The following is a 22,464-nucleotide window of genomic DNA, read 5'->3' as shown; positions in this document are numbered from 1 at the left end:
TCGCGATTCGGGGATTTTTTGTATGCTAAGCAGATTATCTTCATTTTCTTATAAAAAAAACTTAAAAAGATTAGATTGTTCGAATTATTTTTATAACTTTGTATTTAAGAAATAAGAAAAACATAAATAGGTTGTCTTTTAAGGTAATAGAAAAAAGAGTAATAACTTGATATAACTAGCTGATTATGAATGATTTTAGAAAATATGCAACAAAGCACCTGGGCATGGATGGCCTCGTGCTTGACGATGTGATGAAGGTTCAGTCGCAGTATATGAACCCATATATTCTTGAAGAACGCCAACTAAACGTTACTCAGATGGACGTGTTCTCACGTTTGATGATGGACCGTATTATCTTCCTTGGTACAGAGGTGAACGACTATACTGCAAACACGTTGCAGGCACAGTTGCTCTATCTCGACTCTGTTGATCCAGGTAAGGATATCTCAATATATATTAACTCTCCTGGCGGAAGCGTCTATGCAGGCCTGGGCATCTATGACACCATGCAGTTCGTGTCAAGCGACGTGGCAACCATTTGCACAGGCATGGCTGCATCGATGGCTGCTGTTCTGCTCGTAGCAGGTGCTGAGGGCAAACGCTCTGCTCTTACTCATAGCCGCGTGATGATTCATCAGCCACTTGGCGGTGTACAGGGACAGGCAAGCGACATCGAGATTGAGGCTCGTGAGATACAGAAGCTGAAGAAGGAACTTTACACCATCATTGCCGACCATTCTCATACCGACTATGAAAAGGTTTGGAATGACTCAGACCGTAACTATTGGATGACGGCTGAAGAGGCAAAGGCATACGGAATGATTGATCAGGTGCTGACTAAGAAATAAATTTTGAGTTAAGAATGAAGAAAACATGTAACTTCTGTGGAAGAAGTGAGCGCGAGGTCAAACTGCTCATTACTGGCATCAATGGGTATATCTGTGAAGAATGTGCCCAGCAGGCATATAATATTGTTAAAGAGTCAGGCCTGACGCAGGAGCAACAGGAAAGAAACGGCGGCGCGAAATTTGGCAAGCAAGCTAAAGTTCCCAAGCCACGCGAGATTAAGGAGTATCTCGATCAGTATATCATTGGACAGGACGAGGCGAAGCGATTCCTTTCAGTTGCTGTTTATAATCATTATAAGCGCCTACAACAGCCCGAAGACAAGGACGGCGTGGAGATTGAGAAGTCAAACATCATCATGGTGGGTTCTACTGGAACAGGAAAGACACTCCTCGCTCGCACCATTGCCAAACTGCTTGATGTACCATTCACCATTGTCGATGCCACAGTGTTCACTGAGGCAGGCTATGTAGGTGAGGACGTGGAGAGCATATTGAGCCGTCTGCTACAGGTGGCTGACTATGACGTACAGGCTGCCCAGCGTGGCATAGTCTTCATAGATGAGATAGACAAGATAGCACGCAAAAGCGATAACCCCAGCATTACACGCGACGTAAGTGGCGAGGGTGTGCAGCAGGGACTGCTCAAGCTGCTTGAGGGAACAATTGTCAATGTGCCCCCACGTGGCGGACGTAAGCATCCCGATCAGGAATACACTCATGTAGATACACGTAACATCCTCTTCATCTGTGGTGGAGCCTTTGACGGAATTGAAAGAAAGATTGCACAGCGCATGAACACTCATACAGTGGGATATAACTCTGTACAGAATGTGCGCAAGATTGACAAGAACGACCTCATGAAGTATGTGCAGCCACAGGATTTGAAGTCTTTCGGACTCATTCCTGAGATAATAGGCCGTCTGCCAGTGCTCACATATCTTAATCCGCTGGACCGTGAGGCACTGCGTCGCATATTGCTTGAGCCAAAGAACTCTATCGTGAAGCAGTATGAGAAGCTGTTTAAGATGGATGGCATAGAACTGACGTTCGAACAGAGCGCCCTTGATCTTATTGTCGACAAGGCAGTGGAATTCAAACTCGGCGCTCGCGGACTGCGCTCCATCGTGGAGAGCATAATGATGGATGCAATGTTTGAAGTTCCGTCGCAGCGCAAGAAGACATTTGTCGTTACAAGCGAATATGCTCAGCAGCAGCTCGACAAGTCACACATGAGTGCACTTGAACTTGCTTCTTAGTTTAATTAAACAATCCAAACGAAACGGTAAGATAGAAAATAGGACATGAAAGAAGGAACGAATCTTACAGAAGCGTTGAAACACTACTTCGGCTTTGATACTTTCAAAGGCGATCAGGAAGCCATTATACGTAATGTGCTGAATGGGCATGACACCTTTGTGCTTATGCCTACAGGCGGTGGCAAGTCATTATGCTACCAGCTTCCGTCGCTGCTCATGGAAGGTGTGGCAATAGTCATATCGCCACTGATAGCGCTGATGAAGAACCAGGTGGACTTCATCACCCATCTAAGTGAGCATGAGGGTACGGCACACTTCCTTAACTCGTCGCTGAACAAAGCGGCCATAGATCAGGTGAAGACCGATATTCGCAAAGGCAATACTAAATTGCTGTATGTGGCTCCTGAATCGCTGACGAAGGAAGAGAACGTGGAGTTCTTGAAGACATGTAAGATATCGTTCTATGCCGTTGACGAGGCTCACTGTATCTCGGAATGGGGACACGACTTCCGACCAGAGTATCGCCGCATACGTCCTATAATCAACGAGATTGGCAATGCACCTGTAATTGCCCTTACGGCTACTGCTACCGACAAAGTGCGAACAGATATAAAGAAAAGCCTCGGAATAGCCGATGCCGACGAGTTTAAGAGCTCCTTCAACCGTCCTAACCTCTACTATGAGGTGCGTCCTAAGACAAAGGATATAGACAAGGATATTGTACGCTTTATAAAGCAACACACTGGCAAAAGCGGCATCATCTACTGTCTGTCGCGTAAGAAGGTGGAAGACCTTGCTGAGGTTTTGCGGGCCAATGATATCAAGGCGGCAGCTTATCATGCAGGCCTTGACAGTGCTACGCGCACACAGACACAGGACGACTTCCTGATGGAGGATATTGATGTCATTGTTGCTACCATAGCTTTCGGCATGGGTATCGACAAGCCCGATGTGCGTTTTGTTATCCACTACGACATACCAAAGTCGCTTGAAGGCTACTATCAGGAGACAGGACGCGCAGGACGTGACGGAGGTGAAGGCATCTGTCTGGCATTCTACAGCCATAAGGACTTACAAAAGCTTGACAAGTTCATGGAGGGAAAGCCTGTGGCAGAACAGGATATAGGACGCCAGCTGTTGCAGGAAACAGCTGCATACGCTGAGACTTCTGTGTGCCGTAGGAAGATGCTGCTACACTATTTCGGCGAAGAATATACTCAGGACAACTGCCATAACTGTGACAACTGTCTGCACCCAGGTAGTAAGATTGAGTGCAGCAAGCAGCTTGTTATCGCTCTGAAGGCCATTCTCGCCATGAAAGAGAATTTCCGCACAGACTATGTCATAGACTTCATAAAAGGAAGAGAGACCGATGAGGTCGTTGCTCATAAGCATCATGAGCTCGATGAGTTTGGCTCAGGCGAGAAGGAAGATCCGAAGATTTGGAATCCTGTCATTCGTCAGGCGCTTATCACTGGCTATCTGAAGAAGGAAGTTGAGAACTATGGCGTTCTGAAGGTAACATCGGCTGGCAAGAAGTTCATAAAGTCACCAAAGTCGTTCCTGGTGGTGCTTGACCATGAATTCAACGTGGACGAAGAACCTGCTGAGGGTGGCACAAGTGCTCTCGACCCAACACTGTCGGCTATGCTCCATGACCTGCGTAAGAAATGGGCACATAAGCTGCAGCGACCAGGCTATGTCATCTTCCAGGATGTGAGCATAGAACAAATGGCTACTGAATATCCTGTAACACTTGAAGAACTGAAGAATATTCAGGGTGTGGGCGATGGTAAGACACGTCAGCCTTATGCTAAGGATTTCGTAGATTTTATTAAGCGTTACTGCGAAGAGAACGATATAGAGCGTCAGGCAGACCTGCGTGTGCGTACCAAGGCTAAGGACTCCATGCGTAAGCTTAAGATCCTGCAGAATATTGACCGTCGCATTGCTCTTGACGATATTGCCAACGCTCTTGGAATAGACTTTGAAGAACTCCTCGATGAGCTGGAGGGTATTGTCCTCTATAGCGGAAATAAGGTGAACATCGATTATTTCCTTGAGGATATAATGGATCCGGATGATATTGATGATATCTATGAGTATTTCCGCGAGTCAGACACTGGCGACCTGAAAGAGGCATATAAAGAGCTTGGTGGTGACTATGAGGAAGACGAGATACGCCTTGTGCGCATCAAGTTCATCTCTGACATGGCTAACTGATATCTTGTAATCACAGGGCAAATGCCTTGCGATTACAGATATCTTTAAGTATTTGCCTAACTTGTTTTTTATTGCCCATTATCCTTGAAGAGGGCTTCTGCTGGGCAGAACATCCAGAACCGAAGGTTACTGACAATCGCACTACCGAGTATCTGAATCAGGCAGGAAAAATTTATTGGATGCGTGACCTAAAGCCTGCCACAGTCTATTACATGCGTGCATATGCTATCAATAACAACTATGGTGTTGGCTACGGTGATGTGATAAAGTTCGTAACGCTGCCAAAGGGTACAGTCGGACACTGGTATAACAACGGTGGTGACGAGGCAACCAATGACCGTATCAACTACGCAATAAACCTTTCGATGGATTATTACTGGAATAATCTCACCAGTATACATGACTTTGGCATCAGCGTAAACTATAGCCCGGGTACACCCACGGCCGCCGTGTGACAGGCATGCCATCGTGTGGACTATATATTAAAGACGGAAAGAAATTCGTTCGTACGAGATAGCTTCTGAGAAAAGCAATAAGAGCCCCGTTTATGACAAGATTGTCTTTTGTGGGCAAATTCAGCACCCGTGAATGCTTTAAATCGTGTTAATTCAACAAGAAATTACTAAAAGTGCATTCACAGGTGCGGAAAAATGTGTATCTTTGCACGCAATAAAAAATTAAAGGTACCATATTATGTCATCATTTATTGCAGATAAAATCGTGATGGACGGCCTTACCTTCGATGACGTCCTGCTTATCCCTGCCTATTCTGAAGTACTGCCAAAGACAGTAGAGTTGAAAACACGTTTTTCACGTAACATTGAGTTGAATGTGCCTTTCGTGACAGCCGCCATGGATACTGTGACGGAGAGCCAGATGGCTATTGCCATTGCTCGTGAGGGCGGTATTGGTGTTATACACAAGAATATGTCGATAGAGGAACAGGCACGTCAGGTAGCTATCGTGAAGCGTGCTGAGAACGGCATGATCTATGACCCAGTGACCATTCAGCGTGGCTCAACTGTAGGTCAGGCTCTTGATATTATGGCTGAGTACCATATCGGTGGTATTCCAGTGGTTGACGATGAGAATCACCTTGTGGGTATTGTTACCAACCGTGACCTTCGCTTCGAGCGTCGCCTTGATCGTCCTGTTGACGAGATTATGTCAAAGGAGAACCTCGTTACGACACATCAGCAGACAGACCTTATGGCTGCAGCAGAGATTCTTCAGAAGAATAAGATAGAGAAACTGCCGGTGGTTGATAAGGATAACCACCTAGTAGGACTTATCACTTATAAGGATATCACCAAGGCAAAGGATAAGCCAATGGCATGCAAGGATGAAAAAGGTCGTTTGCGTGTGGCAGCAGGCGTAGGCGTAACAGTAGATACCCTCGACCGTATGCAGGCATTGGTAAATGCTGGCGCTGACGCAATAGTTATTGATACTGCTCACGGACATTCAAAGGGTGTTATCGATAAACTGCGTGAGGCAAAGAATGCTTTCAAGAATATAGATATCGTAGTAGGTAACATTGCTACAGGTGCTGCAGCTCGCATGCTCGTGGAGAATGGTGCCGATGCTGTGAAGGTTGGCATTGGCCCTGGCTCAATCTGTACCACTCGTGTAGTAGCAGGTGTGGGAGTTCCGCAACTTTCTGCCGTTTATGATGTATATGACGCATTGAAGGGTACAGGCGTACCTCTTATCGCTGACGGTGGCCTGCGCTACTCAGGTGATATCGTGAAGGCACTTGCTGCAGGTGGATCTTGTGTGATGATAGGTTCACTGGTGGCTGGAACAGAAGAGAGTCCTGGCGACACCATAATATATAATGGACGTAAGTTCAAGAGCTATCGTGGCATGGGCTCGCTCGAAGCTATGGAGCACGGCTCTAAGGATCGTTACTTCCAGGCTGATACAAAGGACGTGAAGAAACTCGTGCCAGAGGGTATTGCCGGACGTGTGCCTTACAAGGGAACAGTGCAGGAGGTGATTTACCAGCTCACTGGTGGTCTGCGCTCAGGTATGGGCTACTGCGGTGCTGCAAGCATTGAGCGTCTGCACGATGCGAAGTTTACCAGAATCACCAATGCTGGTGTAATGGAGAGCCATCCTCACGACATAACGATTACAAGCGAGGCTCCTAACTATTCGCGTCCAAACGATTAATTCGTTTCCTAAGAAACTATAATACACATTATTATATTATATGAGACTGAATATGCTTCTTGCAGCGTGCGCCTTAAGCGTTGCCGCAATGGCGCAGACTGATCCAGTCATAATGACTGTAAACGGACAGCCAGTATTGCGCTCAGAGTTTGAATACTCTTATAACAAGAATAACTCAGAAGGTGTCATCGACAAGAAAACTGTTGACGAGTATGTTGATCTATTCATTAACTATAAGCTGAAGGTGATTGCTGCTCTTGATGAGAAATATGACACGCTGAAATCGTTTAAGAAAGAGTTTGCACAGTATCGTGACCAGCAGCTTCGTCCAATGCTCGTGACCGACGCAGATATAGAGGCTGAGGCTCATCGTATATATGATGAGACCGTGAAGCGTATTGGTCCTGACGGACTGGTACAGGCCTCTCACATACTCCTGCGCTTGAACCAACAAGCTCCTGACAGTGAGGTAGCTGCAGCAAAGGTGCGCATCGACTCTATTTATAAGGCTCTGAAGGCAGGCGCAGACTTTGCAGAGTTGGCAAAGAAAGTGTCCGAGGATCCTGGCTCTGCACGTCAGGGCGGTCTGTTGCCTTTCGTACAGCGAGGCCAGTTCGTGAAGGAGTTCGAGGATGTGGCATTCTCTCTTCAGCCAGGACAGATGTCGGATGTTGTGCAGACGGCTTACGGCTTCCATATCATCAAGGTTATGGAGAAGAAGATGCTCGAGCCGTTTGAGTTCCATCACGATAACATCATACGTTTCATTGAACAGCGTAATCTGCGCGACCGTATAGCTGAGCAGAAGGTTGATGAGCTCGTGAAGGCTTCGAATGGTACGAAGACAAAGGAGCAGATTATGGATGAAAAAGCTGATGAGTTGTCGGCAAAGGATATGGAACTGAAATATCTCATACAGGAATATCACGATGGTCTCTTGCTCTATGAGATAAGCAACAAGCTCGTTTGGGACAAGGCAGCTAAGGATGATTCTGGGCTTGCAAATTTCTTCAAGAAGAATAAGAAACGCTATGAGTGGGACGAGCCACGTTTCAAAGGCATGGCTTTCCATGTGAAGGATGAGGCTGATGTTCAGGCTGTTAAGGATTGCGTGAAGAAACTTCCGTTTGATAAATGGGCAGAGAAACTTCGTTCTACATTCAATAATGACTCGGTACTCCGTATCCGTGTAGAGAAGGGCATCTTCAAGAAGGGCGATAATGCTCTTGTTGATAGCATCATCTTCAAGAAAGATACCACGGTGACCAAGGTTAAGGACTATCCTATCGATGGTGTCTATGGTAAAGTGCTAAAGAAGCGTCCTGAGGATTATACCGATGTGCGCGGACTTGTAGTTGCAGACTATCAGGAGGCCCTCGAGAAAGAGTGGGTGGCTGAGCTGAGAAAGAAGTATCTTTTTACTGTGAACAAGGAAGTACTTGAAACAGTAAATAAACACTAAGCGGCTTACAGCCTTAATTTTGTATATCAGATGATATTAAATATTTGCGAAGGTTCAATGCGTAAGGAAAACAGTATGGTTGGTAAAAGTAGCAGATCATGGATTCTTTTATCATTGCTCTTTGTCCATCTCTCATTCATACCAACATATGCTCAGAATGTTGTTGATGAGGTGGTGTGGGTCGTAGGAGATGAAGCCATACTGAAGAGCGACATCGAGGTGACGCGCATACAGGCTGCTATGGAAGGCGTCCGTTGGGAGCGTAACCCAGACTGTGCCATTCCAGAACAGATTGCTGTGCAGAAGCTGTTCCTTCATCAGGCAGCCATAGACAGTATTGAAGTGACTGAGTCTGAGGTAAACTCACAGATTGAGGCAAGACTGGAGTATATGATCTCTCAGATCGGTTCAAGAGAGAAACTGGAGGAATATCGTAAGCAGAGCCTCTCGCAGATACGTGCTTCTATGCACGACGACTTGAAGGACCAGTTGATGATTCAGAGAATGAAGGAGCATCTGGTGAAGGGCGTCACAGTGACACCTGCTGAGGTGAGACGCTATTTCAAAGACCTGCCATTGGACAGCATTCCTTTTGTTCCAACAGAGGTTGAGGTGCAGATTATTGCTCAGACGCCACGAGTGACACCGGAGGAGATAAACAGGGTGAAGGATGAGCTGCGTGACTATACTGACCGCGTAACTCGAGGAGAGGCAACCTTCCAGACTCTTGCCCGTCTCTATTCGCAGGATCCTGGCTCAGCACGTCGTGGCGGAGAACTTGACTATACAGGTCGTGGTATGCTTGACCCCGCTTTCGCTGCTGTCGCTTTCAACCTTACAGACCCGAAGAAGATCTCAAAAATTGTTGAGTCAGAATTTGGCTATCACATTATTCAGTATGTGGACAAGCGTGGAGATAAGATAAAGGTACGCCATATTCTTTTGAAGCCAGAGGTTAGTGATTCAGCTATCAATGCATCGCTGGCGCGTCTTGATTCGGTGGCAATGGATATTCGCGAAGGAAAGTTTACCTTTGAGGATGGCGCATCTTACATCTCTGACGATAAGGATACAAGGAACAACCGTGGTCTTATGGCAAACCGCTCGGAGATGGGACAGACATCGCGTTTCCAACTGCAGGACCTGCCTGCTGAGGTGGCAAGGGTAGTGGATACAATGAAGGTTGGTCAGATATCACAGCCGTTTACTATGATAAATGATCGTGGAAAGACTGTGTGTGTTATTGCAAAACTGAAAAGTCGTTCTGAGGGACATAAAGCCACAATCACTGAGGACTTTCAAGTAATGAAGAATCTTGTCTTGGAGAAACGGCGTAATGAGGCAATCCATAAGTGGGTCGTTAATAAGATAAAAAACACTTACGTGCGTATAAACGAGAATTACAAGGATTGCGACTTTGAATACCAAGGGTGGATAAGGTAAAAGACCCTTGCAGAGCAGTTTGATACATTATATAATATAGGTGAGAGTATATTCTATCATAGGATATTTGGGCTTCAGAAGCATCATTACGATGCTTCTGTTTGCGCTTTGTGCCACGTTCCTGTATGGCGCAACGAAGTCGTACCCTTTACCTGATAAAGACAAAAAGACCCAACAGAAGCCAAAAGAAAAGAAGAAGGAAACAAAAAAAGAAGACCGGGTTTATCTCATTCATGCAGATAGACTCTTTTATGAACGCTGGCATAACAACAACGCTCAGGTGCTACAGGGTAATGTACAGTTTGAACATAACGGTGCCTACCTCTATTGTGACAGCGCGAACTTCTTTGAAGACACAAACTCTTTTGAGGCTTTCGGAAATGTGAAAATGCTGCAGGGTGACACACTGTCGCTCATAAGCGACTATGGCTACTATGACGGTAACGACCAGTTGATGCAGGCATTGGACAATGTCGTGATGAAGCATCGTGAGACAACGCTTTATACTGATTCACTCTATTTTGACAGGCTGTGGAACATGGGCTATTTCCAGGAAGGTGGAAAAATGGTCGATAAGACTACTACGCTCGTCAGCGATTGGGGTGAATACCATACCGACACGAAGATGGCAATATTCTATTATGATGTCGTGATGGTTGATAAAAACTTTGTATTGAAAACCGATTCGCTATATTATGACACTGAAATGAAGCTCGCCCACATCGTAGGACCATCGAATATTACAAGCGGTGAGAGTCATATCTATTCTGAGCTGGGATACTATAATACAGATCTTGAGCAAGGACAGCTGCTACAGAGGTCAACGATAGATAACGGTGGCAGAATAATGACTGGCGACAGCATCGCATATAATGGTAAGACAGGCGTCAGCGAGGCATTCCGTAATGTCGTATATACTGATACGCTGAATAAGAACATGCTGACAGGCAACTATGGCTATTATGAAGAACCAACGGGATACGCTATGTGTACCGACAGCGCTATGACAGTGGATTATTCGCAGAAAGACTCGCTGTTCATGCATGCAGACACATTCAAAGTCTTTACATATAACAAAGAGACTGATTCCGTGTATAGGGTGATTCATGCTTTTCATAAGGTAAGGGCATACAGAACAGATTTGCAGGCTGTGTGTGACTCGCTTGTTTATAATCAAAAAGACTCATGTATGACACTATACCGTGACCCGATAGTGTGGAACATGGATCAACAGCTGTTAGGCGAGGAGATAAAAGTATATATGAAAGACTCGGTAATTGACAGGGCTCATGTTATAAACCAGGCATTCTCAATAGAAGACCTTCATGAAAAAGACCAGTATAATCAGGTGTCGTCGAAGGAGATGTTTGCTTTCTTTAAGAATGGAGAAATAAATGAGGGTAGGGCAGTGGGAAATGTGCTTGTGGCATATTATCCAATTGATGAATCAGATAGTACGTATATAGGCTTCGTCACAATGGAGACAGAAGAAATGCGTATGTATATGGAGAAACAGAAATTGCAACGCATTTGGACTCCAAAGAGTGAAGGGGTCGTCTATCCCATGACTCAGATACCACCATTGAAACGCTATCTGGAAGGTTTCGCCTGGTTTGACTATGTTAGGCCGTTGTCTAAGGAAGACATCTTCGTATGGCGTGGAAAGAAAGCGGGTACTGAACTTAAAGTAGTAAAGCGCCGACAGGCTCCACTACAGAAATTGTCAGAATGAGAAAGCCTCGTTGTTTTAATTTGCCACCTATATATGTCGATACCAGAAAAGAACAGCTGGCTGAGATTGAGAAACGTGCGCGTAAAGAATTAAGTGGCGAGAGCTATAAGAATAGTGATGATGGTAGTCATAATCAGATAATGCACTTCTCAACCCCTCGTCGCCATTCTTTTATGGCCTCATGGAGCCATCATTTTTTAGCATTGGTGTTGCTTGCAGCGTTCATATGGATTGTTTTTAGATTAATATTATGAGTGATATTATACAACTTCTTCCAGACTCAGTTGCAAATCAGATAGCAGCGGGTGAGGTAATTCAGAGACCAGCTTCGGTGATAAAGGAGCTGGTAGAGAATTCTGTTGATGCGGGTGCTCAGCATATTCAAGTCGTTGTTATTGATGCTGGACGAACACTCATACAGGTTGTTGACGATGGAAAAGGCATGTCGGAGACTGATGCACGTCTGGCGTTTGAGCGACATGCCACATCAAAGATAAGAAAGGCTGATGACCTCTTTGACCTCCATACTATGGGTTTCCGTGGTGAGGCACTGCCTTCGATTGCTGCTGTGGCACAGGTGGAGTTGACAACACGTCTTGAAGGTGAGGATATAGGTACGAAACTTGTTTTGAACGGTTCGCGTGTTGTTAGTCAAGAGCCAGTAGCTAGTCCCGTCGGATCAAACTTCCGAGTAGAGAATATCTTCTTTAATGTCCCTGCTCGAAGGAAGTTCTTGAAAACGAATTCTACTGAACTGAGTAATATCTTGACTGCTTTTGAGCGAATTGTATTGGTATATCCTTCTATCTCATTCACGCTCTATAGCAACGGACAGGAACTGATGAATCTTAAGGCAGGGTCATTGAGACAACGTATCGTTGATGTGTTCGGTAAGAAACTGAATCAGGATCTGCTGCCTGTTGATGTCGATACTGCTATATGCCGTATCTCTGGCTTTGTAGGCAAACCGGAGTCAGCGCGGAAGAAAGGTGCACAGACATACTTTTTCGTTAATGGACGCTTTATGAAACATTCTTACTTCCACAAGGCGGTTACCAACGCTTTTGAACGTCTTGTGCCAGAAGGGATGTTAGTACCATATTTTCTGTACTTCGATGTGGCACCGACTGACATCGATGTTAACATTCACCCAACCAAGACTGAGATAAAGTTTGAGAATGAACAAAGCATATGGCAGATTCTTACAGCTGCTGTAAAAGATGCTATCGGACGTTTCTGTGAAGTGCCTGCAATAGACTTTGATACTGAGGAGCGTCCCGAGATTCCTGTGTTCAACCCCGAGCGGAATGCGATAGAGATGCCGAAGGTGACTTACAATCCTGATTATAATCCGTTTAAGTCAACTTCAAAGGATGTTTCTGCTCCAAAAGGGTGGGAAGCATTATATCCGGAACCTCTTTTCCCAGAAGAGAAACTGGTAGAGAAAGAAGAACCAAAGCTGTTGATTGAAGACAAGTCGCCAGCACACTATCAGTATAAAGGTACATATATAATGACTGCCGTCCGATCAGGACTTATGATTATCGATCAGCATAGGGCCGATGTTAGAATACGTTACGAGTACTATCTTCATCAGCTCAGTCAGCGACAGAGCCGTACACAGCAGCTTCTGTTTCCAGAGGTCGTGCAACTGACGGCAGCTGAGTCTGTAATCCTTTCACAGATCATACCGCAGCTTGTTGCTGTGGGCTTTGACCTTAGTGACCTCGGTGGCGGAAGCTATGCCGTGGCAGGAGTTCCGGCAGGACTCGAGGGCATCAATCCTGTTTCGGTAGTTAAGGCTATAGTAGTTGATGCTATGGAGCAGAAGACAACTGTAGTAGAGCATCTGAACTCTACACTTGCACTTAGTTTGGCACGTCAGGCAGCAATACCGCAGGGGCAGGTGCTGTCAAATGAGGAGATGGAACATGTGGTGAATCAGCTATTCGCCTGCGATAATGTTAATTATACACCTGATGGAAAGCCAATATTGAGCATTCTCCCACATGGAGACATTGAACACATGTTTCGTTAAAAAAGCATCAGATGGTACGAAAAAATGCAAAAAGTGCTGTGTTTTATGGAAAAAATGCTCAAAAACTGCATTTTGTGAAGAAAAAAGTTGTGACTTTAAATTTTTTTCCATACTTTTGCCGCAAATTTCGAAATTATTATTGATTGTTTTATAAAATTAAACATTATGAAAAAGTTTTTGTTAGGACTGGCACTTGCTAGTATTTCAATGTCAGGAATGGCACAAGACGAGGTACCTGTTGAAAAATACAGCGTATCTACAAACTCTTTTTGGAGCAATTGGTTCATTTCAGCAGGCTTTCAGTATGGCGCTTCTTATTCTGCATTTGCGCACACTGCTGGTCTGGGGCTGAGCAATAGCCCTCTTAAGGATTTCCGTCGTGACCTCGGTGTTTCAATTTCACTTGGCAAATGGTTTACACCAGGTATGGGTCTTCGTACGAAAGGTTCTATCTTCTTTGCTGGCCACAATGCAGCATCTATTGATGCTACAGGCGCTGCTGACGCAGAAGCAGGAAAGATTAAGTTCCTGAATATTCAGGAGCAGGCTCTCTTTAACCTGTCAAACATGCTTTGCGGTTACAATGAGAACCGTCTGTGGAACTTTATTCCCTACATCGGTGCAGGTTGGATGCGTAACATGAGCGACAATGTAAACAGCCTTGGTGCTAGCATCGGCTTGCTGAACAATTTCCGTCTTGGAAAGAAGGTTTCTCTTTATTTGGATTTGAGCTACAATTGGTCTGACTATGAGCTCTTCGCTTCTACTACTAATTATGGATCTTCTGTTGCTAACACTGATAGATACTATGGAGTTGAACTTGGCTTGACCTATAACCTTGGCAAGTCTAATTGGAATAAGACTCCAGACGTAGAGGCACTGAAGGCACTCTCTCAGAGCCAGATCGACGCTCTGCAGGCACAGCTTGCTGACGAGCAGGCTGATCGCGATCGCTGGAAGAAGATGTACGAGGATCACAAGTGTCCAAAGTCTGATCCTGTTGTCATCAAGGAAGTTACTGCTGCTCCAGTTTCTGTGTTCTTCAATATTGGAAAGAGCAAGATTGCTTCTCGCAAGGATATGCAGGATGTTAAGGAGCTCGCTGAGATTGCTAAGAACCAGAATTCTAAGATTGTTGTTACAGGTTATGCTGACAGCAAGACTGGTAGCGCAAGCTATAACCAGAAGCTGAGCCAGAAGCGTGCTGAGGTTGTTGCTGATGAACTTGTTAAGATGGGTGTAAGCCGCGATAACATTGAGGTTGTTGCCGCAGGTGGTGTTGATACCCTGACTCCTATTTCTTACAACCGCCGTGCTGTTGTAGCAGTTAAGTAAACAAAAACAACCAAAAGTTATTTAAACAATGAAAATTAATATCAAATTCGCAAGCGTTGCCCTCGTGTTGGGTATGGCTGCTGCTATGACATCTTGCCATAGAAATAACGCTATTGACATTGAACAGAAAGCAAATGTTCAGTTGATACAGAACAATACTCTGCATGTTAAATTTACCTCTGCTGTTTCAGGCGCAACAGTTACTTATGCAGGTCAGACAGCCACAAAGTCTGGTAATACATATACCTTTAATAATGCAGCTGCTTCTGGTACTGTCGTTGTAACACTGCCCGCTGGTTATGTGGCTATTAGCCCAATTGACGTGACCTTTGGCGACCGTAAGATTGTAGTTATTGAGCTCACTCCAGTTCAGAAGTCTACTAATGCGGTTTCTCAGGCCGCTGCCGATGCCAATAACGACGTTACTAATGATAACAAGAACCAGAAAGATTTTTCAGTAAAGGCTACCTTAAACCTTAATGGTTCAAATGCAACCTATACTTCATCTGACTCTTATAGAATTACTGTCTATGTTCAGCCTCAGGTGCCTGTTGAAGAAGTAAAGGAAAATACTGAGTATCCTGTTCCTGCTTATTCAGTGGATTGTGATCCTGACGGAACTAAATTCGATGGCGCTGGAGCTCACCTGGATTTGAACATTGAGGGTGTTGGTGAAGTTGGTCTTGCTGGTGTTGATTTCCAGCATGTCGATGGTACCAAAGCTAACAATTTGGCTGTTGCTGGTGATGTTCTTTCTGCTGATCTGCCTCACTTCTCTACTTGGAACGTGATTCTTAAGGCTACATGTACCGCTATTGAGACAAATAAGATTATTCTTAAGACTGGTAACCTTACTCCTGGTAATCAGACTGTAAACTTCGATCAGTACTTTGGATTTACAAATGTTGATAAGCTTACTGGTATCTTGAGCATGTGGACACGTCTGATCTTCGGTGCAACTGCTGCAAAGGTTCCTACTTCAGGTACACTGAATATGGAGCGTGCAGGTACTTACACCATTTATCAGAATGTTAGTATCATGACCTTCAAGGCAGGTAACAAGGTGTTCCGCGTAAAGGTTTATGGTGATATTTCCACTGAAGTCGTTTATACTGAAGAGCCTGTTGCAACTCATGTTGGTGGTTCTAACTAATCGGTAAGAATATACAATATTAAAAGTTGCCGTGCAGTCTTACTGCATGGCAATTTTTTTTGTAAACTATTTTATTATTGTAAAAGTCCGTATTATTTTCTTGTGCTGATTTTAAAAACTTTTTACTGTTTTTCTCACATCTCGCTTTTTTTTTGTAATTTTGCGGCCTAATTTTAAGTCATTCGTGTTATTATGTATAAGAAATGGGTTCTTCTCATGCTAACAGCTCCTCTGATCTTGGGTAAGATGTATGCCCAGTCAAAGCCCATTGCAGAGGTGTTTTGTGGTACTGAGTTGAACTATGCCGATGTAAATTTTCTTCGTTTATATAATCTCCTGGTCAATTTGACTCCCAGCGCCAAGGTGTATCTTGGTAATGAATGGGAAGCAAATGTTCAGACCTATCTGCCTATACTTAATGAAGGCTATCCACGCCGCAATGATATGTTGCGATTAAATATGGCTAATATCTCTAAAGTGTTGCGCTTTGAGGATGCTCGTCAGTATTTCAAGTTTACAGCTGGACTTTTCGGTAATCAACGCTGGGGCGGTGATGTGCGATGGATGTATCCCATAAATTCATGGCTGATGGTTCACGGTCGTGCTGGATTGACAAACTATTGGGCTCTTGGCGCCGATCTTGAAGGCAATTCTGAATCTGACTTTACGACAACGAAATGGGATGTTTCCAGCACCATTGGTGTTAACGTGTGGCTGAATACTTGGAATACTGAATTGCGCGCTGTTGGCGGACGCTATCTGAACAGAAATCACGGTATAGAGGGCGAGGTGATACGTCATTTCAAGTATTGCTCCGTTTCATTTTTTACGCAACTTCATGAGAAAACAAAGAATGTGTATGTGGCTAGCAAGCGATCTCAAACTGGTGGCTTCCGAATAATCATTATGTTTCCGCATTGCACTCATAGCAAGGACGATGCTGTGATATTCCGTCCTGCCTCAAACTTCCGCCTAACTTACAATGCTCAGGCAGATGGTGTGTCTATGCAGAAATACAACACTGATCCTGAAGAGAATGAACGTATCTATCCTGTTCGTATTCCTTGGGGAACAGGTAATTTTGATGAATGATGATGAATAAGCGCTTCTCTTTTTTGATATTAGTCATGTTGATGGTCTCTTCCGTGAGAGGCCAACAGTATGTAGGACAGTCTGGACTTATTCATGTTCCGTCGGCTGACATGGATACGGCTGGCGTCGCACGTGTAGGTTTGCATTATATCCCTAAGGAGATAATGCCCGAGAGAATGACCTGTGATAACGAGAAGTTTAACTCCCTGACAAATTATTTGAGTCTGACGGCTTTCAAATGGGTTCAGGTGTCCTATGGTTATACACTCTGGAAAATGCACCGTAATAATAAGTCTTATAATAAGACTGGTTTCTATTCCAAGGATCGCTATTTCTCAATAAAACTGCAACCTATTCAGGAAGATGAATGGTGGCCATCTGTTGTAGTTGGCGGAAATGATGTATGGGGCTCTGGTGAAGATGGATGGTCTGCTAGTAATTACTACCGTAACTATTATGTGGCGCTGTCAAAGCATGTTGACTTGGGCGGACATCTCCTAGGTGGTCATATAGCATATCGTACGTGGAAGCTAAATTCCAATCATAAGTGGAATGGTGTGGTGGGAGGTGTTACCGTACAACCATCATTCTATCGTCCACTTCGACTGATGTGTGAGTGGGATGGAAATGAATTTAACATAGGTGCTGACTGCTTACTGTTTAAAATGTTTTTAGTACAGTTTGCTTTCATAGATATGCATCGATTTAATGCGGGATTATGCTTATATATTAATTTGTTATAGGTTTCGTGTTAAGATATGTAAAATAATTTGCATGTTCGAAATTATTATTCTACCTTTGCACCCGCTTACGAAAGTAAGGGCGTTTAGCTCAGTTGGTTCAGAGCATCTGCCTTACAAGCAGAGGGTCGGCGGTTCGAATCCGTCAACGCCCACAAAAACAATTACTTCTCGTCAGTCATTAAGGGCGTTTAGCTCAGTTGGTTCAGAGCATCTGCCTTACAAGCAGAGGGTCGGCGGTTCGAATCCGTCAACGCCCACAAGAAATTGCAATCTTCATTGATTGCGATTTTTTTTTGTCTTTAGGAATGTTATTCTGGTAATCCATCATTAGGAGGTTGATATTTATAAAAAAATAATCTACTAGCTGAAAAATCTTTATTCTTCGTTCTTCATTATTGATAAAAATTCGTAACTTTGCTGCCGCAATAAGGATAATCTTCTGGATAAGCAAAACATGGAACTTAACAAATTAACTGCCATCTCGCCTATCGATGGCCGCTATCGCGGTAAAACTGAACCGCTTGGAGACTTTTTCTCGGAATATGCATTGATTCGTTATCGCATACGCGTAGAAATTGAGTACTTCATCACTCTTTGTGAACTTCCCCTTCCTCAACTTGAGTCATTTGACCACTCTCTGTTCGAGTCGCTGCGTGGCATCTATCGCAATTTTACTCCTGCCGACGCACAGCGTGTGAAAGACATTGAGAAGGTTACAAATCATGATGTTAAGGCAGTTGAATATTATATTAAGGAGAAGTTCGATGAGATTGAAAACGGAACAATAAAGGTTGATAATCTTCAGTCTTCGAATCTCAATCTGCAGCCATACAAGGAATTTATCCATTTCGGTTTAACTTCTCAGGACATTAATAATACGAGTGTTCCCCTTTCAATAAAGGAAGCACTTGAGAATGTTTATTATCCACTTGTTGAAGAGTTGATAGAGCAGCTCCATGACTATGCTGAGGAGTGGAAGAATGTTGCCATGTTGGCAAAGACCCACGGACAGCCAGCTTCTCCTACACGCCTTGGTAAAGAGATTATGGTATATGTATATCGTCTTGAGGAACAGCTCCGTTCACTTAAAGATACTCCTATAACAGCAAAGTTTGGTGGGGCGACGGGTAACTACAATGCTCACCATGTGGCTTATCCACAGTATGACTGGCGTGAGTTCGGTAATAGCTTCGTTAGTGAGAAGCTTGGTCTTGAGCGTGAGCAATACACTACACAGATTTCCAATTACGACTGGCTTGGTGCTATCTTTGATGCCATGCGTCGCATTAATACGATAGTGATTGACCTTGACCGTGATTTCTGGATGTACATCTCAATGGAGTATTTTAAGCAGAAGATTAAGGCAGGCGAGGTAGGCTCAAGTGCTATGCCACATAAGGTAAACCCAATTGACTATGAGAATTCAGAGGGCAACCTTGGCATTGCAAATGCCATACTTCAGTTCTTGGCACAGAAATTGCCTGTAAGTCGTTTGCAGCGTGATTTGACAGACTCAACCGTTCTGCGTAATGTAGGCGTGCCAATGGGACATGCAGTCATAGCTTTTGAGAGCACTCTGAAAGGACTGCGTAAACTTATCCTCAATGAGGACAAACTGCATGAGGATCTTGAGCAAACATGGGCTGTAGTAGCAGAAGCTATTCAGACCATCTTGCGCCGTGAGGCATACCCCAATCCATATGAGACCCTTAAGGCTCTCACTCGTACAAACAAGAAGATGACGGAAGAGACCATCCATGAGTTCATTAAGACTCTTGAGGTGAGCGATTCTGTGAAAGAAGAGCTGATGGCAATCACACCGTGGAACTATACAGGAATCTGAAAAATTGTGATTATCTGACACGAAGGCAAAAAGAATTGTTCAACCAAGAAATAATTATTTAAATAAATTATGGGCCGTGAGGCTCAGCTATTAATACTAACAACATTATTTATTATTAAAAGACTTATTTATTATGGATTTTGAAAACGAAAAGCAGCAAGAAGAGAAGACTGCACAAGAACAGACCGTAAGCCGTGAGGGCTATCAGAAAGATTATAGACCAGTAGGACGTTCACCACGTCCACGTATTCACACTGGCCAACGTCCAGTTTCGACAGGTTATGAGCGTAATAGCTTTAACAAACATAACAATGATGAAGAAGGAGGATTCCGTCCGGAAGGCTTTGGTGCTGGTCTGCAGGGACAGAATGGACAGCGTGGAAACTACCGTCCACGTCCTGCAGGTACTTATCAGCAGCATCAGGGCGGCTATCAGCAGCGTCAGCAGGGTGGCTACCGTCCCCGTTTCAATCAGGATGGCGAGCAGGGTGGTTATCAGCAGCGCCAGGGTGGCTATCGTCCCCGTTATAATCAGGATGGTGAGCAGGGTGGTTACCAGCAGCGTCAGGGGGGCTATCGTCCCCGTTATAATCAGGATGGAGAGCAGGGTGGCTACCAGCAGCGTCAGGGAGGCTACCAGCGTCAGCAGGGAGGCTACCAGCAGCGTCAGGGTGGCTACCAGCGTCAGCAGGGCGGTTACCAGCAGCGTCAGGGTGGCTACCAGCGTCAGCAGGGCGGTTATCAACAGCGTCAGGGTGGCTACCAGCGTCAGCGTACAGCCGACTATGATCCCAATGCAAAGTATAGCTTGAAGAAGCGCATAGAATATAAGGAGCAGCACTTTGATCCCAATGAGCCAATCCGTCTGAACAAGTTCCTTGCTAATGCAGGTGTCTGCAGCCGTCGTGAGGCTGATGAGTTCATCCAGGCAGGTGTAGTTACTGTAAATGGTGAGGTTGTTACCGAGCTGGGTACAAAGATTCTGCGTACTGACGTGGTTCGCTTCCATGATCAGCCCGTTTCTCTTGAGAAAAAGGTATATGTCCTTCTCAACAAACCAAAGGATTATGTTACAACCAACGATGATCCACAGCAGCGCAAGACCGTTATGGATCTTGTCAAGAATGCATGTTCAGAGCGTATCTATCCTGTAGGCCGTCTTGACCGTAACACTACAGGTGTTCTGCTTCTTACCAACGATGGTGACCTGGCTTCTAAGCTGACACATCCAAAGTTCTTGAAGAAGAAGATTTATCATGTATATCTTGATCGTAACGTTACTGCACATGACCTGCAGCAGATTGCAGAGGGCGTGATGCTTGAGGATGGCGAAATCAAGGCAGACGATATCCAGTATGCTGATCCTGTAGACAAGAAGCAGGTAGGCATTGAGATTCACTCTGGTAAGAACCGCATCGTGCGTCGTATCTTCGAGAGCCTCGGCTATAAGGTTAACAAGCTCGACCGTGTGCAGTTTGCAGGTCTTACTAAGAAGAACTTGCGTCGTGGTGACTGGCGTTACCTCACAGAAGAAGAGGTTGAGCGTCTGCGCATGGGTGCTTACGAATAATACTTGGATAATCTAGAGAAACTAGTTAATCTAGTAAAACTAGTAGAACTAGTAAAACTAGAAAGATTAGTGACCCTAGTAAATACAAAATACAAATGAAACGTACTAAGATTATTGACGTGCTGAAGAGCACAGAATATGGTAAGGAAGTCTGTGTGAAGGGTTGGGTGCGTACGCACCGCTCTTCCAAGGCTGTTGACTTCATTGCCCTCAACGATGGTTCTACCATAAAGAATGTACAGATCGTCGTTGATCCCACTAAGTTCGACGAGCAGGTGTTGAAGGATATCACCACAGGTGCCTGCATCTGTGCTGAGGGCTTGTTGGTTGAAAGTCAGGGTGCTGGCCAGAGTAGTGAGATTCAGGCTACCAAACTTGAGATTTATGGTCTCTGCGGCAGTGACTACCCAATGCAGAAGAAGGGCCAGAGCTTTGAGGCTATGCGTAAGAACGCTCACATGCGTCTTCGTACCAATACATTTGGTGCTGTGATGCGCATCCGTCACAACATGGCAATGGCTATACATACCTATTTCCATGAGCATGGCTTCTTCTATTTCCACACACCACTCATCACAGCAAGTGACTGTGAGGGTGCAGGAAACATGTTTCAGGTAACAACAAAGAACCTCTATGACCTGAAGAAGGACGAACAGGGCAAGATTATCTATGATGATGACTTCTTTGGTGAGCAGACATCGCTTACTGTAAGCGGACAGCTTGAAGGTGAGCTCGGTGCCACCGCTCTTGGCGCAATCTATACTTTTGGTCCTACTTTCCGTGCTGAGAACTCCAATACTCCTCGCCACTTGGCAGAGTTCTGGATGATTGAGCCAGAGATAGCCTTCCTTGACCAGGAAGAGCTGATGGATCTTGAGGAAGATTTCATCAAGTACTGTGTACGTTGGGCACTGGACAACTGTAAGGACGATCTTGCATTCCTCAACCAGATGATTGACAAGACTCTTATCCAGCGTCTTGAAGGCGTTCTGAAGGATAGCTTTGTTCGTCTGCCTTACACCGAGGGTATAAACATTCTGCAGGAGGCAATAAAGAACGGTAAGAAGTTTGAATTCCCATGTAACTGGGGCGATGACCTTGCATCTGAGCATGAGCGTTACCTCGTTGAGGAGCACTTTAAGAAGCCTGTCATTATGACAGACTATCCGACGGCTATCAAGTCGTTCTACATGAAGCAGAATGAGAGCACTGCTGATGGTGGCTCTGTTGGATACAAAGGCAGTGTTGCTCCTGGTCCTACGATGCAGGGTACCGACGTGCTGTTCCCACAGATAGGTGAGATTATCGGTGGTTCTGTACGTGAGGCTGACTATGACACACTTATGGGCGAGGTAAACCGTCGTCACATGGACACCACTCACCTTTGGTGGTATCTTGACACACGTCGTTGGGGCTCATGTCCTCACGCTGGTTTCGGCCTCGGCTTCGAGCGTCTCATCTTGTTTGTTACAGGTATGCAGAACATTCGTGACGTGATACCTTTCCCACGTACACCAAAGTCTGCTGAGTTCTAAAGCATTCGTTATAGCA

The 22,464-nt window shown here is 44.9% G+C and carries 16 protein-coding genes and 2 tRNA genes; all 18 read left to right on the top strand.

Annotated features, from left to right (window positions below):
• The first annotated feature begins 185 nt into the window (after positions 1–185).
• The 18 genes from clpP to asnS all read left to right on the top strand — a co-directional run bounded on the left by clpP (position 186) and on the right by asnS (position 22,448).
• Positions 186–848, top strand: coding sequence for an ATP-dependent Clp endopeptidase proteolytic subunit ClpP (gene clpP, locus M1L52_RS16110; protein WP_248616033.1), 663 nt, complete (start codon positions 186–188; stop codon positions 846–848).
• A gap of 14 nt (positions 849–862) precedes the next feature.
• Positions 863–2,104: an ATP-dependent Clp protease ATP-binding subunit ClpX gene (clpX, locus tag M1L52_RS16105; protein WP_248616032.1), complete on the top strand. Its 1,242-nt coding sequence runs from the start codon at positions 863–865 to the stop codon at positions 2,102–2,104.
• A gap of 45 nt (positions 2,105–2,149) precedes the next feature.
• Positions 2,150–4,327: a DNA helicase RecQ gene (gene recQ, locus M1L52_RS16100; protein ID WP_248616031.1), complete on the top strand. Its 2,178-nt coding sequence runs from the start codon at positions 2,150–2,152 to the stop codon at positions 4,325–4,327.
• A gap of 71 nt (positions 4,328–4,398) precedes the next feature.
• A complete protein-coding gene (locus M1L52_RS16095; protein ID WP_248616030.1) occupies positions 4,399–4,782 on the top strand; it encodes a hypothetical protein in 384 nt (127 codons plus the stop codon).
• Positions 4,783–5,020: 238 nt separating this feature from the next.
• A complete protein-coding gene (gene guaB / locus M1L52_RS16090) occupies positions 5,021–6,502 on the top strand; it encodes an IMP dehydrogenase (RefSeq protein WP_248616029.1) in 1,482 nt (493 codons plus the stop codon).
• Between the two features lie 40 nt (positions 6,503–6,542).
• Entirely contained in the window at positions 6,543–7,964 is a 1,422-nt protein-coding gene (locus M1L52_RS16085; protein WP_410896793.1) for a peptidylprolyl isomerase, read from the top strand.
• Between the two features lie 75 nt (positions 7,965–8,039).
• Positions 8,040–9,407 (top strand): peptidylprolyl isomerase, encoded by a 1,368-nt coding sequence (locus tag M1L52_RS16080; RefSeq protein WP_248616027.1) that lies wholly within the window; start codon positions 8,040–8,042, stop codon positions 9,405–9,407.
• 91 nt (positions 9,408–9,498) lie between these two features.
• Complete coding sequence (locus tag M1L52_RS16075; protein WP_262918029.1) at positions 9,499–11,139, top strand: OstA-like protein; 1,641 nt, start codon at positions 9,499–9,501, stop codon at positions 11,137–11,139.
• 250 nt (positions 11,140–11,389) lie between these two features.
• Positions 11,390–13,177, top strand: coding sequence for a DNA mismatch repair endonuclease MutL (gene mutL / locus M1L52_RS16070; protein WP_248616025.1), 1,788 nt, complete (start codon positions 11,390–11,392; stop codon positions 13,175–13,177).
• A 165-nt stretch (positions 13,178–13,342) separates the two neighbouring features.
• Entirely contained in the window at positions 13,343–14,512 is a 1,170-nt protein-coding gene (locus M1L52_RS16065; RefSeq protein ID WP_248616024.1) for an OmpA family protein, read from the top strand.
• A gap of 28 nt (positions 14,513–14,540) precedes the next feature.
• Complete coding sequence (locus M1L52_RS16060; RefSeq protein ID WP_248616023.1) at positions 14,541–15,665, top strand: hypothetical protein; 1,125 nt, start codon at positions 14,541–14,543, stop codon at positions 15,663–15,665.
• 192 nt (positions 15,666–15,857) lie between these two features.
• On the top strand, positions 15,858–16,757 hold the full coding sequence (locus M1L52_RS16055) for a hypothetical protein (protein ID WP_248616022.1): 900 nt from the start codon (positions 15,858–15,860) through the stop codon (positions 16,755–16,757).
• A 35-nt stretch (positions 16,758–16,792) separates the two neighbouring features.
• A complete protein-coding gene (locus tag M1L52_RS16050) occupies positions 16,793–17,500 on the top strand; it encodes a YjbH domain-containing protein (RefSeq protein WP_248616021.1) in 708 nt (235 codons plus the stop codon).
• Positions 17,501–17,577: 77 nt separating this feature from the next.
• Positions 17,578–17,652, top strand: a tRNA-Val gene (locus tag M1L52_RS16045).
• A gap of 30 nt (positions 17,653–17,682) precedes the next feature.
• Positions 17,683–17,757: transfer RNA gene (locus tag M1L52_RS16040), tRNA-Val, on the top strand.
• A 197-nt stretch (positions 17,758–17,954) separates the two neighbouring features.
• Complete coding sequence (gene purB, locus M1L52_RS16035) at positions 17,955–19,343, top strand: adenylosuccinate lyase (RefSeq protein WP_248616020.1); 1,389 nt, start codon at positions 17,955–17,957, stop codon at positions 19,341–19,343.
• Positions 19,344–19,476: 133 nt separating this feature from the next.
• On the top strand, positions 19,477–20,913 hold the full coding sequence (locus M1L52_RS16030; protein WP_248616019.1) for a pseudouridine synthase: 1,437 nt from the start codon (positions 19,477–19,479) through the stop codon (positions 20,911–20,913).
• Between the two features lie 95 nt (positions 20,914–21,008).
• The gene (gene asnS / locus M1L52_RS16025; protein WP_248616018.1) at positions 21,009–22,448 is read left to right on the top strand and encodes an asparagine--tRNA ligase; all 1,440 of its coding nucleotides are present in this window, start codon (positions 21,009–21,011) and stop codon (positions 22,446–22,448) included.
• The last annotated feature ends 16 nt before the right edge of the window (positions 22,449–22,464 follow it).

Source organism: Prevotella sp. E13-27, assembly GCF_023217965.1.
Lineage (GTDB): Bacteria > Bacteroidota > Bacteroidia > Bacteroidales > Bacteroidaceae > Prevotella.
Note: the sequence above shows the minus strand (reverse complement) of the source record. Positions and strands in the feature narration are given on the sequence as shown.

Excerpts from the sequence above, each read along its gene's own strand:
- mutL (WP_248616025.1), top strand. The coding sequence starts at position 11,390 with ATGAGTGATATTATACAACTTCTTCCAGACTCAGTTGCAAATCAGATA.
- recQ (WP_248616031.1), top strand. The coding sequence starts at position 2,150 with ATGAAAGAAGGAACGAATCTTACAGAAGCGTTGAAACACTACTTCGGC.
- clpX (WP_248616032.1), top strand. The coding sequence starts at position 863 with ATGAAGAAAACATGTAACTTCTGTGGAAGAAGTGAGCGCGAGGTCAAA.
- M1L52_RS16080 (WP_248616027.1), top strand. The coding sequence starts at position 8,040 with ATGGTTGGTAAAAGTAGCAGATCATGGATTCTTTTATCATTGCTCTTT.
- M1L52_RS16085 (WP_410896793.1), top strand. The coding sequence starts at position 6,543 with ATGAGACTGAATATGCTTCTTGCAGCGTGCGCCTTAAGCGTTGCCGCA.
- M1L52_RS16030 (WP_248616019.1), top strand. The coding sequence starts at position 19,477 with ATGGATTTTGAAAACGAAAAGCAGCAAGAAGAGAAGACTGCACAAGAA.
- M1L52_RS16050 (WP_248616021.1), top strand. The coding sequence starts at position 16,793 with ATGTTGATGGTCTCTTCCGTGAGAGGCCAACAGTATGTAGGACAGTCT.
- M1L52_RS16055 (WP_248616022.1), top strand. The coding sequence starts at position 15,858 with ATGTATAAGAAATGGGTTCTTCTCATGCTAACAGCTCCTCTGATCTTG.
- clpP (WP_248616033.1), top strand. The coding sequence starts at position 186 with ATGAATGATTTTAGAAAATATGCAACAAAGCACCTGGGCATGGATGGC.
- purB (WP_248616020.1), top strand. The coding sequence starts at position 17,955 with ATGGAACTTAACAAATTAACTGCCATCTCGCCTATCGATGGCCGCTAT.
- guaB (WP_248616029.1), top strand. The coding sequence starts at position 5,021 with ATGTCATCATTTATTGCAGATAAAATCGTGATGGACGGCCTTACCTTC.
- asnS (WP_248616018.1), top strand. The coding sequence starts at position 21,009 with ATGAAACGTACTAAGATTATTGACGTGCTGAAGAGCACAGAATATGGT.
- M1L52_RS16065 (WP_248616024.1), top strand. The coding sequence starts at position 13,343 with ATGAAAAAGTTTTTGTTAGGACTGGCACTTGCTAGTATTTCAATGTCA.
- M1L52_RS16075 (WP_262918029.1), top strand. The coding sequence starts at position 9,499 with ATGCTTCTGTTTGCGCTTTGTGCCACGTTCCTGTATGGCGCAACGAAG.
- M1L52_RS16060 (WP_248616023.1), top strand. The coding sequence starts at position 14,541 with ATGAAAATTAATATCAAATTCGCAAGCGTTGCCCTCGTGTTGGGTATG.